Origin of the sequence: Brucella haematophila (assembly GCF_005938105.1) — a bacterium.
Lineage (GTDB): Bacteria > Pseudomonadota > Alphaproteobacteria > Rhizobiales > Rhizobiaceae > Brucella > Brucella haematophila.
Genome location: NZ_VCPE01000001.1, coordinates 327,985 through 342,784 on the forward strand (window position 1 = coordinate 327,985; position 14,800 = coordinate 342,784).

The window sequence follows — 14,800 nt, forward strand, 5'->3', positions numbered from 1 at the left end:
TTCAGTTGGAAGAGACTTTTGTCTCTGCATCGTTGCTGCTCAGCTTCACCTTGCTGCCATTGGCAAGCGAGGCCTGACCTTCCGTCACCACTTTTTCACCGGGTTGCAGGCCGGCACTCAGACCGGCCATGCCATTGGCGCGGAGCGCGACCGTGACGGGGCGCACCTCGATGCTGTTGTCGGTCTTCACGACATAGCTGATCGAACCATTTTCCTGCGGCTGCACGGCAACGCTGGGCACAAGCACCAGATTGTCTGCTTGTCCGGCTTCCACCAGCACACGCAGCGACTGTCCGGGCCAGAAATTGCCGGATTGATTGTCCAGCGTGGCGCGCAGACGGACGGTGCCGCTGGCGGCATCAATTGTGTTGTCGAGGAAGCCGACGGGACCACTTTCCGAAATATCCCTGCCGTCAGCCGATACGGCAGACGCGGTGGCTTTCAGCGCGCCAGTGGCAAGCGTTTCGCGGATAAGCGCGATATCCGTCTCTGGCAGTGTGAAATCCGCATAAATGGGCTTCATCTGCGTAATGGTCGCGACCGGTGAACCGGCGGAGAGATAGGCGCCAACAGAGACGAGCACAACGCCAAGCTGACCGTCGAAAGGCGCTATAATTTTGGTATTGTCAAGGGTCACCTGATCGGCGGCCAGCTGCGCCTGATCAACCTGCAACTGGGCCTCCGCCACTTTGAGGGCGGCCAGCGCATCGTCGCCAGCCTGCGACGTGCTCACGCCTTTGGTGACAAGATCCTGCATCCGCTTCAGCAGGATTTGCGCATTGTTCAGCGTGGCCTGCGATTTGGCGACGGAGGCCTGATCCTTCACAACGGTGGCGCGGATAGCCCGGTCATCGAGTTGGGCGATCAGATCGCCCTTCTTGACGATAGCCCCGTCTTTGACGTTGAGAATGGCCACATTACCCGGTTCGGGACTGTTGACCGCCGTAGAGGCGACGGCAACAACCGTGCCGATGGTGCTGCGCTGGATCGGCAGCGAGCCAGCGGTTGCAACAGCCACCTTGACAGCGTGCTCGGCATTGGCCGAGCGGCTGCCACCTTTCCGACTATCTGTCTGAACTGTGTTCGGAGCGCTGGCGCCGTTCTGTTTCGTGGCATGTTGCCAGCCGACATATGCGGCACCTGCAACCAATAAAATTGGGACACCCCAAACAACCCAACGCTTCACTCAAAGCTCCTGTCAACGAAGGGATACACCGCAAGACCGGCTATCCGAACGCTAGCACAAAGCAGCCGCGCGGCAATTAAATTGATTGAGAGCGACAGTTGTTCAGTTCGTGATAATTAGCGCAATCACCATTTGCGGGCTGACTGTGCGGCAGTCGCCCGCGAATTGGGGGGCCATTATTTGAGGATGCCGAGAATATCGCGCACGACTTCCGCCTGTAGCGGGCGTTGTTTTTCGATATTGAAATGGCCGACTTCTTTCACTCCGGAGAAATCGCGATTTTCCAGCTTGCCCTTGAAACGGGGGCCGGGCACCAGCGGCAGTCCCCAGCCGTGCTGCGAGAAATAGAAATTGACGACGCGACGAATGTTCCCGGGCAGAGGATCGGGTGCTGTCGCGGCGAAAGACGCCATATAATCCACGCGAATGCCGCGCTTTTCCAGAACTTCCGCAATGGAAATAATAGCGTTCGCGCCCAGTGAGTGACCGACGAGAATAACCGGCTGCGGGCCGTATTTCTGCCGGTCAGAAATGATCCGGTTGGCGACAAGACGCCACGCCGCATTGCCATCGACATGGGCGTCGACGCCTGCTGCCTGCAATTCAGCGCCGATTTCATCAATGCCAGCGGAGAAAATATTGGCGAAGCCGCGCAGGAGATAGACGTCTGGTCGTCCCGCCTTCGCGGCGTTTCCTTGCTTATCATTCGTATTGGGAGCCTGTGCAGTGGGCTTTGCAGTCTTGGCGAGCGCCGCGACTGGCATCGCAGCCAGCACAAGGCCGGAGGCCAGCCCGGAGAGCAGCAGAGAACGGCGGCTCATAAAATATTTCGCCGAATTGCCTGATTTTTTCGTCATGTAAATTTACCAAGGTTATGGCCAAGGTTTCGGAATGACACGTCCGGTGCGCCTGGCATATTCGTCATATGAAGCGCCGAAAGCCTTTCGCATCATCGCTTCTTCATGGCCTACGCGGTAAAAATAGAGAATGCCGACACCAACAAGGCCCGCCAGACCGGCGAACCAGTTGGGGAGCAGGCAAAACTGCGCTATCGCCCAAAGCCAGAACGATAAATACATCGGATGGCGGACATATTTATAGAGCCCGTCCGTCACGAGTTTGTGTTCCTTGCGGATTTCCAGCGAGACAGACCAGTTTTTGCCGAGCTGGCGATGGCTTGCATAGAACAGCCAGAGAAAGGCCAGTTCGACCACAAGGCCGATCCAGCCGAGCCATGGCTGAAAGGTATAATCCGCAGCAGCCGGAAAACCCGTTGCGACATAGATGATCGGGATGAGCGACAGGCCGATGCTCGCAGCGCTCAACGCTGCTCGATCCGGCAGCGTCTTGGCGTTGGTCGTAACTTTGATCTTGCGGGCGCGACGTTGATGCGGCACCCGGATGACCACCCAGGCGACAAGACCAATTGCCCAGACGATCATTGCCAGAGTGGGCGTCATTCGGAAGCTACCTTTTCTGGCGACAAGCCGCCCACAATATGGTCGCTCACACGCTCGGACAGATAGTTCGGACCGCAGCAGACCTGAAAGAAATCATACCAATAAGGCTTCGTATTGCCGAATACATATTGATAATGCACGCGAAAAAGGTTGCGCTTCACCCGCTTGTAAGTCTCGGCCTGCAGCATATCCTTAACGCGCACCTGGCGCACGAAGGGAAACCTTCGACCTTCGTCCCGCTTGAGCTTCATTTCCGCCACCGGGTCGGTCTTGTAGAAATTGATGGCGTCGGTCAGGCACTGGATTTCAGCCCATTCGAGCTTACCATCATCGGTAAGCCGTTGCACAGCTTCACGAAATTTCGTTGCAGCGGGATGATATCCGGCCTTGAGTGCAGTGGAACCGAGCGTCAGAATTGTCACCTTCGGCGCGCGCGTTGAAAACGTGCTGTCGAGGGCCAAACAGCGGGCGGCGACATCCAGCATCAGCATGCCGCCGGTGCTGTGGCCGATCAGGATGACCTCGTCATATTTGCCCGCGCTGACGCGCTGGACAATGCCTTCAGCAAAGCGCTGCATCAGCGTTTCGGCGTCTGGTCGCCTGCCGCGAAAGAAGTTCAGCGAAAACGACCAGAGATCCATCAGATGGTTGGTGGACCAGCGTTTGCCGAGCACCATCAAGGCGACTGAGAATACGATCAGCCCGATGATCCAGCTCAGGGTTCCCAGCCAATGCGCCGTCAGGCGAGCAGCCGCCAGTCCCAGAAGCGCAAACAGAACGATCGCGAGGAAAGGATAGAGGAAATAAAGCCCGAAGCGCCACGCTTTGGAAAAGAAATGGAAGGCCGTCCCGGAAAAGACGAAGTCGGCAAAGGCACGCAGATATTTGCCAAGCCGCACGGGCAGGGGGCGGGCGAAATCTGCCAGTACGATTGAATCGAGGGCGAGGAAATTAAAGTGGGTTGTCGTCGACCAATCTTCGCGTGCAGCGCGGGTTTCGATGGTCGCAAGACCGATCTCGTGATCAGGCGTGTCATCGACTGTGGAGACCGTCGACTGGTAACCCCAGAGCGTGTCGAAACGAGAAATTTCCTTACGCAGCCGCTTGAAAAACGCGTCCGGCGTTTTTGGATCATACCCGCCAATGAAGAATACGGCACGCCGCTGGACCGACTGATTCATGCGAAAAGCGTAATTTGCATCTTAGGCATTGTCGAGATCAAACCGCGCTGTGTTTTAGTGAAATTCTCTGATGCCTTTTTTGTGCAGTGCAACCTTTTGAGGAGAAAAGGTTTCGGAGGCATTTAAGCAGATTCGTATAAGAGCTTTGTCTCAGAAGTTTTTTGAAACAATTGGATAGCGAGCTTTCTTAAGTTGTAACATTGAAGCATAGGTTTTGGACTGCCGTGTAACGGCCAGTTTGCAACGAACGAAAACGTGATATGGCGAAGGCTGGGCGATCCGGGGAGGACGCTGTCAGTCACGCATTTGGTTGCAAGTTCTGGATCGCATAGTATGAGCCGCACTATTCTCTGCCTGGGCGCTTTGACGCTCGACACAATCCTTCGCCTCGACGCTTTGCCGGAACATGCCGGGAAATTTCTGCCCAGCGAAGCTGTGCAGATCGCTGCGGGTATGGCCTCAAGCGCGGCTGCCGCAATCGCCCGTCTCGGCGGGGATGTGGCGCTTTGGGCTTCGACGGGCGATGATGCCACCGGTGAACGTGTGATTGCGGAACTGCGGGCGGAAGGGATCGACTGCACTCCTATTCGCAGACTTGCAGGCGCACGTACCGCTTTTTCTTCGATTCTGGTCGATCCGTCGGGCGAGCGCGTCATTGTACCGTTCTACGACCCGCAGCTGGGCAGCCCGGCTTCAATCGTGCCGCCCGTCGAGGCGGGTGCGTTTGCGGCGGTTATGGCCGATGTTCGCTGGGCGTGGGCTGCCGAAACTGGTCTTAAGGCCGCCCGTCGCGCCGGTATTCCGGCGATTCTTGATGCTGATACGGCCCCGGTCGAACTCCTTGAGCGGTTGTTGCCGCTTGCAACGCATATTGTTGCTTCCGAACCCGCCGCCATCAGCCTGACCGGCACGGCAGATTTGAGCGAATGCGTCGGGATATTGGCCAGCCGATATGATGTTTTCACCGCTGTAACCGCCGGTGCGAACGGATGTTACTGGACGGAACGGGCCGGGCATTCGGTGCAGCATGTCGCCGGTTTCCGGGTCAAGGCTGTCGATACGCTCGCTGCGGGCGATGTTTTCCACGGCGCCTTCGCGCTTGGCCTCGTCGAAGGCGGGGCGATGCACGACATTATCCGTTTTGCCAATGCCGCCGCCGCCATCAAATGCGCACGCTTTGGCGGGCGTTCCGGTTCGCCAAGCCGTGCAGAGGTCCTGGCGTTTATGGAGAGCGGACTGCTTCCAGCCTAGGACACAAATCCCCCAGAATTTGCATAAATACACAGTGAACCCGAATTGACTATTTACTAACATGTTAGTATGTGCCAACTTACGGTTCAATCTTGGGAGGAGACGGCTTTGCCGCAATATCATTCTGGGCAGGAGCGCTTCGGGCTCTCTGCAGCGCTTACGACGCCATTCGATGCTGATGGCAAAATCGACGTCAGCCGTGCGCTCAAGCATGCACGTGCGCGCCTCGATCATGGCTGTTCCAGCGTCACTTTGTTCGGCACCACCGGCGAAGGTTCGTCGATTGCCGATGCGGAACGCGCAGCTCTTCTTGATGCATTCATTGCGCAGGGCTTTCCGGCATCCAAAATTGTTGTCGGTGTGATGGAAAATTCGGTTGCCGATGCTGTGCTTCAGGCTGGCGATGCGCTGCGTCGTGGCTGTAAGGCCATTCTTCTGGCGCCGCCTTCCTATTTCAAGAATCTCTCCGACGACGGCCTCTTCAACTGGTTCTCCGCCGTGTTGAAAGGTCTTGGTTCGGATGCGCGCGATATCATCCTTTACAACATCCCGTCGGTGACGGCTGTTGAGCTGTCCGTCGACCTGATTGGTCGTCTGCGCGATGCTTTCGGCGCGATTATCTCTGGCGTGAAGGATTCGTCGGGCAATTGGGCTTACACCGAGAAGCTTCTGGCCGCGCATAAGGACATTGCTATCCTCATCGGTGACGAGCGCGATCTCGCCGCTGGCGTCCGTCTGGGCGGGCAGGGTGCAATTTCCGGCATGGCCAATCTGTTCCCGGACCGTCTTCTGCGCATGGTCAATGATGGACAGGACGACGCCGAGTTGGTCGATGCCGTGCGCAAGCTGCTCAACTATCCGGTAACACCTGCGGTGAAGGCGCTGGTGGCGCGTCATACTGGCGATATGGAATGGCGTCATGTCCGCGCGCCGCTGGTTGCGCTGAATGATGCGGATTTCGATGCAATTGGCAGTGTATTTGACGGATTGCATATGGCAAAGGCTGCCTGAGCCGGGCATAAGCGATGCAGACATGCTGCGGAAAAGTGGGAGACGTTTCCGCAGTATAACCAAAGCGGTTGGGAGAGGACAAAGCCTTGGCGGAAGATCAGAACGAGCCGGTGAAATTGCGGGACAAAGCCTATCAGAGCTTTACCCAGCATTTGCTGGCGCGCGATTTCCATCCGGGCCAGTTCGTCTCGCAACGCCAACTCGTGACCATGACGGGTCTGCCGCTTGGCGCAATCCGTGAACTGATCCCACGTCTTGAGGCGGAAGGTCTGATCAAGACCGTGCCACAGCGCGGGCTCCAGATTGCCCATATCGATCTCAATCTCATCCGCGAGGCTTTTCAGTTTCGCTTGTTCATTGAGAAGGAGTCTGTTGCGATTTTCTGTCAGTCGGCTTCCGATGAATTGCTGCGCTCGCTGCGTGCCGAGCATGAAGACACGCTGAACCGGGCCATGAGCGAAGGCGAGACGCCGGAGCTAGAGGAACGGGCGCAGAATATCGACTGGAGCCTGCACGACACCATTGTCGCCTCGCTCGACAATGAAATCATCTGGCGCGCCTACCAGACGAATACGATCAAGATGCGCCTGATCAATCAGGAGCGTTTCCGGATCACCGGACGCGTCATCCCGGTCATGCAGGAACATCTCGCGGTTCTCTCGGCGATTGAAACCCGCGACCCGCAAATTGCCATGGATGCTATCGCCGTTCACATCAACAATGCACGGACGCTGGCATTGCATATTTAGCCAAATAGAATCAGTGGCTTGGCAAGAGGAGTTGCCAAGTTTGGAACATAGGGGAGGAGAAGCATGAAACTATTTCATCCAACACGCCGCCAGTTTCTGGCGGGTTCTGCGGCAATCGCCGCATCGGGCGTGACAGGCATCAGCCCGTCTTTCGCCGCTTCCACGGTTGACTGGAAGAAATATGCGGGCACCACGCTCGAGGTGAACCTTATCAAGAGCCCGCGCGGCGAAATCCTTCAGAAGCATCAGAAGGAATTCGAAGAGTTGACGGGCATCAAGGTTCATTCCGAACAGATGCCGGAACAGCAGCAGCGCCAGAAGGCGGTCATCGAGCTGACCTCCGGTCGCCCGAGCTTCGACGTCATTCATATCAGCTATCACGTTCAGAAGCGTCAGTTCGAAAAGGGCGGCTGGCTCGCCGATCTTAATCCGTTCCTGAAAGACCCGACGCTGACCGACGCCTCGCTGACTGAAAGCGATTTCGCAAGCGCTGGTCTGACCTTCGCCAAGGATGCCAATGGCCGCTTCGGTGCACTGCCGTTCTCGGTTGATTACTGGATCATCTACTGGAACAAGGATCTGTTCGCGGCCAAGGGCATCGAATATCCGAAGACCTTCGAAGAGCTGGTCAAGGCCGCCGAGGCGCTGACCGATCCCTCTTCGAATACCTACGGCTTTGTGGCCCGCGGCATGAAGAATGCCAATGTTCCGGTCTGGACGAGCCTGATGCTCGGCTATGGCCAGAGCGCGGTCGATGCCGACGGCAATCTGAAGACGGATTCGGCAGAAGCCATCGAAGCCGCCAAGCTCTACCAACGCCTGATGACCAAAGCTGCACCTCCCGGTGTTGCCGGTTTCAACTGGGCGGAATGCCAGTCGAGCTTCCTTCAGGGCAAGGTTGGCATGTGGCTCGACGGTATCGGCTTTGCGCCGCCGCTCGAAGACCCGAACAAGTCGCGTGTTGTTGGCAAGGTCGGCTATGGCGTTATTCCTGCCGGACCAAAGGCCCAGGCCGCACCGACGACCGGCGACGGTATCGGCGTGACCGAAGCGTCGACCAAGAAGGAAGCCGCTTATCTTTACTGCCAGTGGGCCATTTCGAAGGAAATGGGCGCACGTCTGCTGCAGACGGGTTCGGGCGTTCCGTTCCGCAAGTCGATCATCGACGACGCGGAAGTGCGCAAGGGCGTGACCATGCCGGAAGGCTGGGTCGAAGCCCTGTCGAAATCTGCACCGATCAGCCAGCTCTGCCTGCCAGTCATCGTTCCTGTCACGGAATTCCGCGACATCATGGGCGTTGGCCTCACCAATCTACTGAATGGTGCTGAAGCAGAAGCTGAAATGAAGCGCGCGACGGAAGAATTCCGTCCGGTCCTCGCACGGAGCGAAGGAAAATGACATCTGCCGCCCCGACAGGAGCAACAAAGAGCATGAATGGGGAGGCCGCCACAAAGGCGGTTTCCACAACGAAAGCTGGTGGCAAGGCTGGCAAAAGCCATCTGAAACCGAGCTATTGGCCATTTGTGCTTCCCGCCTTGATCATCGTCGGGGCGGTGATCGTCTTCCCTTGGCTTTTCACCCTCTGGATGAGCGCTAATCAATGGCAGCTCGGCGGCGGCATCAGCTTTGTCGGCTTCGAGAATTATATTCGTCTGGCAGGCGATGCCCGCTTCTGGGATTCCATGTGGCACACGGCTGTCTATACGGTCCTGTCCGTGGTGGCGCCCATGGTGCTCGGCACGATTGCCGCTCTCATCTTCGACAGCAAACTGCCGATGCGCGGATTGTTACGCGGTATCTTCGTCATGCCGATGATGGCAACGCCGGTTGCGGTCGCGCTGGTCTGGACGATGATGTATCACCCGCAGCTCGGTGTGTTGAACTATGTCCTGTCGCTGGTCGGCATTGGCCCGCAGGAATGGATTTTCAACCAGAACACGGTTATTCCGTCGCTGGTTGCGGTCGAGACATGGCAATGGACGCCGCTGGTTATGCTGATCGTGCTCGGTGGCCTTGCCTCCATGCCGCGCGATCCGTTTGAAAGCGCTGAAATCGACGGCGCGAATGGCTGGCAGAAATTTCGCTACATCACGCTTCCGATGATCCTGCCTTTCATCATGGTGGCCGTCATCATCCGCTCGATCGATGCGCTGAAAAGCTTCGACATCATCTTTGCGATGACACAAGGCGGCCCGGGCACGGCATCGGAAACCATCAACATCTATCTCTATAACGTGGCGTTTTCTTATTACGACATCGGATATGCTTCGGCGATTGCCGTGGTGTTCTTCATCGTCATTATCGCCATGTCCATGATCCTGCTGGCGCTTCGTCAGCGGACCAAATGGAACGCTTGAGGACCGGCTAATGGCACGCAAGTCAATTCTGTCGAAGCTCGGCACTGCGCTTCTTGTTTTCATCATCGTTTCGCCGGCGCTTTTCTTCTTCATCTGGATGCTGTCGCTCTCGCTCAAATATGAAATCGACAATGGCGCTTATCCGCCGATCCTGATCCCGGAACGTTTCGCCTGGTCGAACTACACGCAGATTTTCGAAGCCAATGATTTTCTGCTGTACTTCTGGAATAGCCTTCTGGTGACCGGCATGGCGACGCTGCTCGCCCTTCTGGTCGGTGTTCCGGCGGGCTATGGCATTGCGCGGCTTCGGGCGCATAAATCGGCGATTGTCATCATGATCGCCCGTATGACGCCGGGGCTGTCCTATCTGATCCCGCTATTCCTTCTGTTCCAGACGCTGGGTCTGTTGGGCACGCTCTGGCCCCAGATCATCATCCATCTGGTCGTCACGGTACCTATCGTGATCTGGATCATGATCGGCTATTTCGAAACGACGCCGATGGAACTGGAAGAGGCGGCGATAATCGACGGTGCGTCCTCGTTGCAGGTGTTTCTCAAGGTGGCGCTGCCCATTGCCAAGCCCGGCATCGTGGTGTCGCTTATCCTTGCGGTGATCTTCTCGTGGAACAATTTCGTGTTCGGGATCGTGCTCGCAAGCCGCGAAACGCGCACGCTGCCGGTCGCCGTCTACAACATGCTTTCCTTCGAACAGGTGAGCTGGGGTCCGCTTGCTGCCGCAGCACTTGTGGTCACTCTGCCTGTTCTGTTGCTTACCGTCTTCGCACAGCGCCAGATCGTTGCAGGTCTGACCGCAGGCGCCGTCAAATAAGAGTTGGGGTTCAAGATGGCATCTGTATCCATCCGTAATGCAGTCAAGAAATATGGCAATGTCGGCGTTCTGCACGGCGTGTCGGTCAGCATTGAAGACGGCGAGTTCGTCGTGCTCGTTGGTCCTTCGGGCTGCGGAAAGTCCACGCTTCTGCGCATGATCGCAGGGCTTGAGGAAATCAGCGACGGCGAGATCGCAATTGGTCCGCGTGTGGTCAACGACCTGCGCGCCAAGGAACGCGATATCGCCATGGTATTCCAGAACTATGCGCTTTATCCGCATATGACGGTCGCCGACAATATGGGCTTTGCGCTCATGCTCAAGAATGCGCCGAAGGATGAGCGTGAAAACCGCGTCGCCCGCGCGGCCGAAATCCTCGGCCTCAACAAGCTGCTCGACCGGTTTCCGCGCCAGCTTTCCGGCGGTCAGCGCCAGCGCGTTGCAATGGGCCGCGCCATTGTGCGCGATCCGCAGGTCTTCCTGTTCGACGAACCGCTCTCCAACCTCGATGCCAAGCTACGCGTACAGATGCGCGGCGAAATCAAGGGGCTGCATCAGCGCCTGAAAACCACGACCATCTACGTGACCCACGACCAGATCGAAGCCATGACCATGGCCGACAAGATTGTGGTTATGCGCGATGGTCTGGTGGAGCAGATCGGCGCGCCGCTCGATCTTTATGATCGTCCGGCCAATATGTTTGTTGCGGGTTTCATCGGCTCGCCGTCCATGAACTTCATCAACGGCAAGATCGAGGAAGGTTCGTTTGTGGCCGATGGCGGCTTCCGCCTGTCGCTGCGGCAGGGTGATTATGCAAGCCTTTCGGCTAAGGCCGTCTATGGCGTGCGCCCAGAGCATATGAAGATCGCTGAAGGCGGCGTTCCGGTTACGGCAGAAATCGTCGAGCCGACGGGTTCGGAAATCATGGTTATGGGCAAGCTCGGCACGCAGCCGATCACCTGCCTGTTCCGCGAGCGTCTGACTGTGCGTCCGGGCGACGTGCTGCCGATTGCGATCGATCCGGCGACGAGCCACGTTTTCGAGCCGGAGAAGGGTATGCGCGTCAGCGCCTAACCCACGTGATCTGCATTGTTTCAAAAAGCGGTTTTGGCGGACATGCCGAAGCCGCTCTTTGTTTTTGTTCGGGCATTTATCTGGTATTTCCTTTTAACGCCGAATTGCACTAACACTTTCTCTGAAATCCAGGAATGTGGAGGGTTTTATGCAGCCAATCTGGGCCGTAGGTCTGATGACCGGCACTGTTCTCGATGGAAATATCGACGTCGCGCTGTTGAAAACCGATGGCGAAACAGTTGATATATTCGGTACTTACGCGCTGAAGCCTTATCCGGATGGTATACTTGCACTTTTGCAACAGGCGCAGGCCGAGGCGCGGGTCTGGAATTTCGAAGGCCCGGAACCCGCGATTTTTGCCGAGGCGGAAGATGCCTTGACGCGGGCGCAATCTGCCGCCGTGCGCGAGCTGGTGGAAGAAAGCGGTCTCATCATGGCCGATATTGGCGTTGTCGGCTTTCATGGCCAGACGGTGCTGCACCGCGCCCCGCAGCAAGGACGGCTTGGCGATACGCGCCAACTTGGCGATGGCGCGCTGATGAGCGAGCTGCTTGGCACCAAGGTCGTCTATGATTTTCGAACCGCCGACATTCGCGCTGGCGGGCAGGGTGCACCGCTGGCTGCAATCTATCATGCGGCTTTGCTGCGCAGCGCCGATTCCAGCGGCGATACGGCCATTCTCAATCTCGGCGGTGTCGGCAATATTACATGGTGGGATGGCGACGACACGCTGGTCGCTTTCGATACCGGCCCGGCCAATGCGCCGATCAATGATTTCATGAAGGCACGCGGTCTGGGCGAGATGGATCGTGACGGTGCGCTGGCCGCTCGCGGCCATGTGGATGAGGCGCGCCTCGCCAAGCTGCTTGAGCATCCCTATATGACAGCGCCTTTTCCAAAATCGCTCGACCGGTTTGATTTTACCGCCGCAATGGCTGACGGTCTCAGCGACGAGGATGGCGCGGCGACGCTCACAGCCTTCACCACGTCGGCTGTGGCAAAGGCGCTCGACATTCTGCCCCATCGCCCGAAGCGCTTGGCCGTGTCCGGTGGCGGGCGTCATAACCCGACGATGATGCGAATGCTGGTCGAGCGTGCGGGTGTCGAGCTTGTGCCGGTCGAGACCCTGGGCTGGCGTGGCGATGCCGTCGAGGCGGAGTGCTTTGCGTTTCTCGCTGTGCGCGCATTGCGCGGTTTGCCGATCAGCTTTCCAAGCACCACGGGCGTGCCCGCGCCGATGACCGGCGGAACGATCGGGGGCTGAAACGGCTCGCGTCAACGATCAGTTTTTGAAGAGCGGTCTGTAAAAGGGAAATCTGGATAGCAAAACGCCCGCAGCAATTTGGGAGGAGGAGAAGTTGCTGCGGGCGGATTGGTAAAGCGCGATTGGGAGGAGGAGGAGTATCGCGCTTCAGGTTCGGTTTTTGGGAGGAGGAGTAAAACCGAACAACTGCAAAATAGAGCCGTGGGCTGATCGTTACAATGACCGATCCTGCAACCGAGATATGCGTATTTTGCAAGGCCCTAAAACTAAACCGCCCCAGCCGCGAATAAACGCGCTAGGGCGGTGAATCTCCGCCAAAGCCCCCAATGGCGAGACGCGAGATTAATAGCATGAGTCGCGCCCGGGTAAACGTTGTCAAGAGGCATTCCCGACAGAAAGACGCGCACTATGTCAAAACGGCAACAATGTGGCGGAGATCAGTGCAGCTTTTCTGCATCAAGTCTGGGGAGCGTGGCCAGCACCTCCGGCAGGTCTCGCACTTCACATGCCGCGCTGAAATACCAACCCTGCAAATGATCGCATTTCATGTCGCTCAAAAGGTTGATTTGTTCGATGGTCTCGACGCCTTCGGCGGTGACTGTCTTGCCCAGACTATGGGCGATCTGAATGACGCCGCGCACAATGGCGCGGTCTTCCGGCGAAGCGGCGATATTGGCAACGAAGCTGCGGTCGATTTTCAGGCGGTCTATCGGCAGGCGGCGCAAATGCGTCAGCGAGGCGAAGCCGGTGCCAAAATCGTCGAGGGCGACTTCGACGCCCGCCATATGAAGCCGTTTGAGACCCTGTTCCACACGTTTCTGCGCGAGGCCGAGCAACATGCCTTCCGTCATCTCTGCGCTGAACCTCTCCGGTCCAATCCCGGTTTCGGCGCATAGTTCAAAGAAGCGGTCGAGAAAGATGTCCGAGCGGAAATCGGAATTGGTCAGGTTCATTGCAATGCGGTGCAAAGGCGCTTCAGCCTTGAGCAACGATTGAACGTCGGCAAAAATCCGCTCCAGCATGAACATGCCGAGTGCTGCACGGATTGCCGGGTCTTCAAAACCCTCTCCGAAATAGGCTGGGGTCAACAATCCCCGTTCGGGATGACGCCAGCGCATGAGCGCTTCAAGCGAAAATGCCTGACCGGAGATGAGTGGAATGATGGGCTGATAATGCAGTTCGAATTCGCCGTGCTCCAGCCCGCCTTCGATTTCTTCATAGAGTGCGGATTTTCGCCGGGCGACTTCGCGCAATTGTGGCTGGAAAACCTCCACTCGGTCGCGTCCCAGTGCCTTGGCCTTGTAGAGCGCAAGATCTGCCGCCTTGAACAGATTGCCGACATCCTTGCCGTCACGCGGAAATCGCGCAATGCCAAGGCTGGAGGATATGCGCCGTGGCGTAGAGCCTATCACCATGGGCTGGCGAATGGCCTCCAGAATTTCTTCAAACAACATGTCGGCTTCGTAATCCGTCGCGCCGACGAGGATGAGGCTGAATTCATCGCCGCCCATGCGTGACATGAACAACCGGCTATCTTCGAACGAGCGCAAACGCTTGCCAATATTCTGGAGCAGAACATCGCCCGCGTGATGGCCGAACGTGTCGTTGACCTCCTTGAAGGAGTCCACATCAAGCAGCGCCAGATGAAATATGCCATTGGAGCGCTCGTGGTCCTGCACCTGCATTTCCAGAAATTCCTGGAAACGGCGGCGGTTGGGCAGTCCGGTCAGCGGGTCGAGATTGGCAAGCTGGTCGAGATGTTCCTTGCTGGTCCGCAAGGCGCTTTCAAGCTCCTTGCGCGCTGAAATATCGAACCGAATGGCGGTGTAGCTATCCACTTTGCCAGCAGGCGACAGATGCGGAACGATGGTCGTATCCACCCAGTAGCGCGAGCCATCCTTGCGCCGGTTGCAAATTTCGCCGTGCCAGATCTTGCCATGCGCAATATCGCGATACATGTCGCGAAAGAAGTCCTTGTTATGGATACCCGAATGCAAGATGCGGTGGTTTGCGCCGATCAGCTCGCGGGCAGTATAGCCGCTGATCTCGCAGAACTTGCGGTTGACATAGGTGATGGTGCCGCGAACATCCGTGTGGGCGACGATGGCGGCGCTGTCGAGCGCATAGCGGATGAAATCGTCTTCAAGGTCGGGCTGCAAGGGCTTTTGCAGCTTCCGCGCAATCTCTTCAACAGCGTCGGTAAAGGACGATGTCTGTTGTTCCAGCGCGTGCTTCTTTTCCGGCGCCGTTCTTTTTTCGGTCATGCGGTATGTCTCAGCATGGGGGATGTTGCTGCTTAATCATATCAAATTTAGTCCGTATTTTCCAGAATAGAGTATTATTATTTAGAAACATATAAGCTTATGAAGAATTTGAAATTACATAACTATCCTTGTTCTATTTAGATTGAGTTTCAACCCACGGTAATCAATTGTATT

The 14,800-nt window shown here is 57.0% G+C and carries 13 protein-coding genes; 8 read left to right on the plus strand and 5 right to left on the minus strand.

Annotated elements, in window-relative coordinates; all coding sequences use genetic code 11:
* Position 1: 1 nt before the first annotated feature.
* The 4 genes from FGI60_RS01505 to FGI60_RS01520 form a co-directional block, all read right to left on the minus strand.
* Positions 2 to 988 carry an efflux RND transporter periplasmic adaptor subunit gene (locus FGI60_RS01505; RefSeq protein ID WP_235889717.1) on the minus strand — a complete coding sequence of 329 codons (987 nt, stop codon included), beginning with the start codon at positions 986 to 988 and terminating at the stop codon, positions 2 to 4.
* Between the two features lie 374 nt (positions 989 to 1,362).
* On the minus strand, positions 1,363 to 2,007 hold the full coding sequence (locus tag FGI60_RS01510) for a lipase (RefSeq protein ID WP_138783617.1): 645 nt from the start codon (positions 2,005 to 2,007) through the stop codon (positions 1,363 to 1,365).
* Between the two features lie 51 nt (positions 2,008 to 2,058).
* The gene (locus FGI60_RS01515) at positions 2,059 to 2,646 is read right to left on the minus strand and encodes a protein-S-isoprenylcysteine O-methyltransferase (protein ID WP_138783618.1); all 588 of its coding nucleotides are present in this window, start codon (positions 2,644 to 2,646) and stop codon (positions 2,059 to 2,061) included.
* Positions 2,643 to 3,827 carry a lipase gene (locus FGI60_RS01520; RefSeq protein WP_138783619.1) on the minus strand — a complete coding sequence of 395 codons (1,185 nt, stop codon included), beginning with the start codon at positions 3,825 to 3,827 and terminating at the stop codon, positions 2,643 to 2,645. Before FGI60_RS01520 ends, FGI60_RS01515 begins: the two co-directional genes overlap by 4 nt.
* A 333-nt stretch (positions 3,828 to 4,160) precedes the next feature.
* Between FGI60_RS01520 and FGI60_RS01525 the strand changes: the two genes are divergently transcribed.
* The 8 genes from FGI60_RS01525 to FGI60_RS01560 all read left to right on the plus strand — a co-directional run bounded on the left by FGI60_RS01525 (position 4,161) and on the right by FGI60_RS01560 (position 12,362).
* Positions 4,161 to 5,078 (plus strand): PfkB family carbohydrate kinase, encoded by a 918-nt coding sequence (locus FGI60_RS01525; RefSeq protein ID WP_138783620.1) that lies wholly within the window; start codon positions 4,161 to 4,163, stop codon positions 5,076 to 5,078.
* Positions 5,079 to 5,186: 108 nt separating this feature from the next.
* Positions 5,187 to 6,089, plus strand: coding sequence for a dihydrodipicolinate synthase family protein (locus FGI60_RS01530; protein ID WP_138783621.1), 903 nt, complete (start codon positions 5,187 to 5,189; stop codon positions 6,087 to 6,089).
* Positions 6,090 to 6,175: 86 nt separating this feature from the next.
* Complete coding sequence (locus FGI60_RS01535; protein WP_138783622.1) at positions 6,176 to 6,838, plus strand: GntR family transcriptional regulator; 663 nt, start codon at positions 6,176 to 6,178, stop codon at positions 6,836 to 6,838.
* Positions 6,839 to 6,901: 63 nt separating this feature from the next.
* Entirely contained in the window at positions 6,902 to 8,236 is a 1,335-nt protein-coding gene (locus tag FGI60_RS01540) for an ABC transporter substrate-binding protein (RefSeq protein ID WP_138783623.1), read from the plus strand.
* Positions 8,233 to 9,195, plus strand: a complete 963-nt coding sequence (locus tag FGI60_RS01545; protein ID WP_138783624.1) for a carbohydrate ABC transporter permease — start codon at positions 8,233 to 8,235, stop codon at positions 9,193 to 9,195. The genes FGI60_RS01540 and FGI60_RS01545 overlap by 4 nt, the downstream gene beginning before the upstream one ends.
* 10 nt (positions 9,196 to 9,205) lie before the next feature.
* The gene (locus tag FGI60_RS01550; RefSeq protein ID WP_113533863.1) at positions 9,206 to 10,024 is read left to right on the plus strand and encodes a carbohydrate ABC transporter permease; all 819 of its coding nucleotides are present in this window, start codon (positions 9,206 to 9,208) and stop codon (positions 10,022 to 10,024) included.
* Between the two features lie 15 nt (positions 10,025 to 10,039).
* The gene (locus FGI60_RS01555) at positions 10,040 to 11,098 is read left to right on the plus strand and encodes an ABC transporter ATP-binding protein (RefSeq protein ID WP_138783625.1); all 1,059 of its coding nucleotides are present in this window, start codon (positions 10,040 to 10,042) and stop codon (positions 11,096 to 11,098) included.
* Positions 11,099 to 11,246: 148 nt separating this feature from the next.
* On the plus strand, positions 11,247 to 12,362 hold the full coding sequence (locus FGI60_RS01560) for an anhydro-N-acetylmuramic acid kinase (protein WP_138783626.1): 1,116 nt from the start codon (positions 11,247 to 11,249) through the stop codon (positions 12,360 to 12,362).
* 437 nt (positions 12,363 to 12,799) lie between these two features.
* Here the strand turns inward: FGI60_RS01560 and FGI60_RS01565 are convergent, their stop codons facing one another.
* On the minus strand, positions 12,800 to 14,626 hold the full coding sequence (locus FGI60_RS01565) for a putative bifunctional diguanylate cyclase/phosphodiesterase (RefSeq protein ID WP_138783627.1): 1,827 nt from the start codon (positions 14,624 to 14,626) through the stop codon (positions 12,800 to 12,802).
* Positions 14,627 to 14,800: the final 174 nt, after the last annotated feature.

Excerpts from the sequence above, each read along its gene's own strand:
- FGI60_RS01510 (WP_138783617.1), bottom strand. The coding sequence starts at position 2,007 with ATGAGCCGCCGTTCTCTGCTGCTCTCCGGGCTGGCCTCCGGCCTTGTG.
- FGI60_RS01515 (WP_138783618.1), bottom strand. The coding sequence starts at position 2,646 with ATGACGCCCACTCTGGCAATGATCGTCTGGGCAATTGGTCTTGTCGCC.
- FGI60_RS01520 (WP_138783619.1), bottom strand. The coding sequence starts at position 3,827 with ATGAATCAGTCGGTCCAGCGGCGTGCCGTATTCTTCATTGGCGGGTAT.
- FGI60_RS01525 (WP_138783620.1), top strand. The coding sequence starts at position 4,161 with ATGAGCCGCACTATTCTCTGCCTGGGCGCTTTGACGCTCGACACAATC.
- FGI60_RS01540 (WP_138783623.1), top strand. The coding sequence starts at position 6,902 with ATGAAACTATTTCATCCAACACGCCGCCAGTTTCTGGCGGGTTCTGCG.
- FGI60_RS01545 (WP_138783624.1), top strand. The coding sequence starts at position 8,233 with ATGACATCTGCCGCCCCGACAGGAGCAACAAAGAGCATGAATGGGGAG.
- FGI60_RS01550 (WP_113533863.1), top strand. The coding sequence starts at position 9,206 with ATGGCACGCAAGTCAATTCTGTCGAAGCTCGGCACTGCGCTTCTTGTT.
- FGI60_RS01555 (WP_138783625.1), top strand. The coding sequence starts at position 10,040 with ATGGCATCTGTATCCATCCGTAATGCAGTCAAGAAATATGGCAATGTC.
- FGI60_RS01560 (WP_138783626.1), top strand. The coding sequence starts at position 11,247 with ATGCAGCCAATCTGGGCCGTAGGTCTGATGACCGGCACTGTTCTCGAT.
- FGI60_RS01565 (WP_138783627.1), bottom strand. The coding sequence starts at position 14,626 with ATGACCGAAAAAAGAACGGCGCCGGAAAAGAAGCACGCGCTGGAACAA.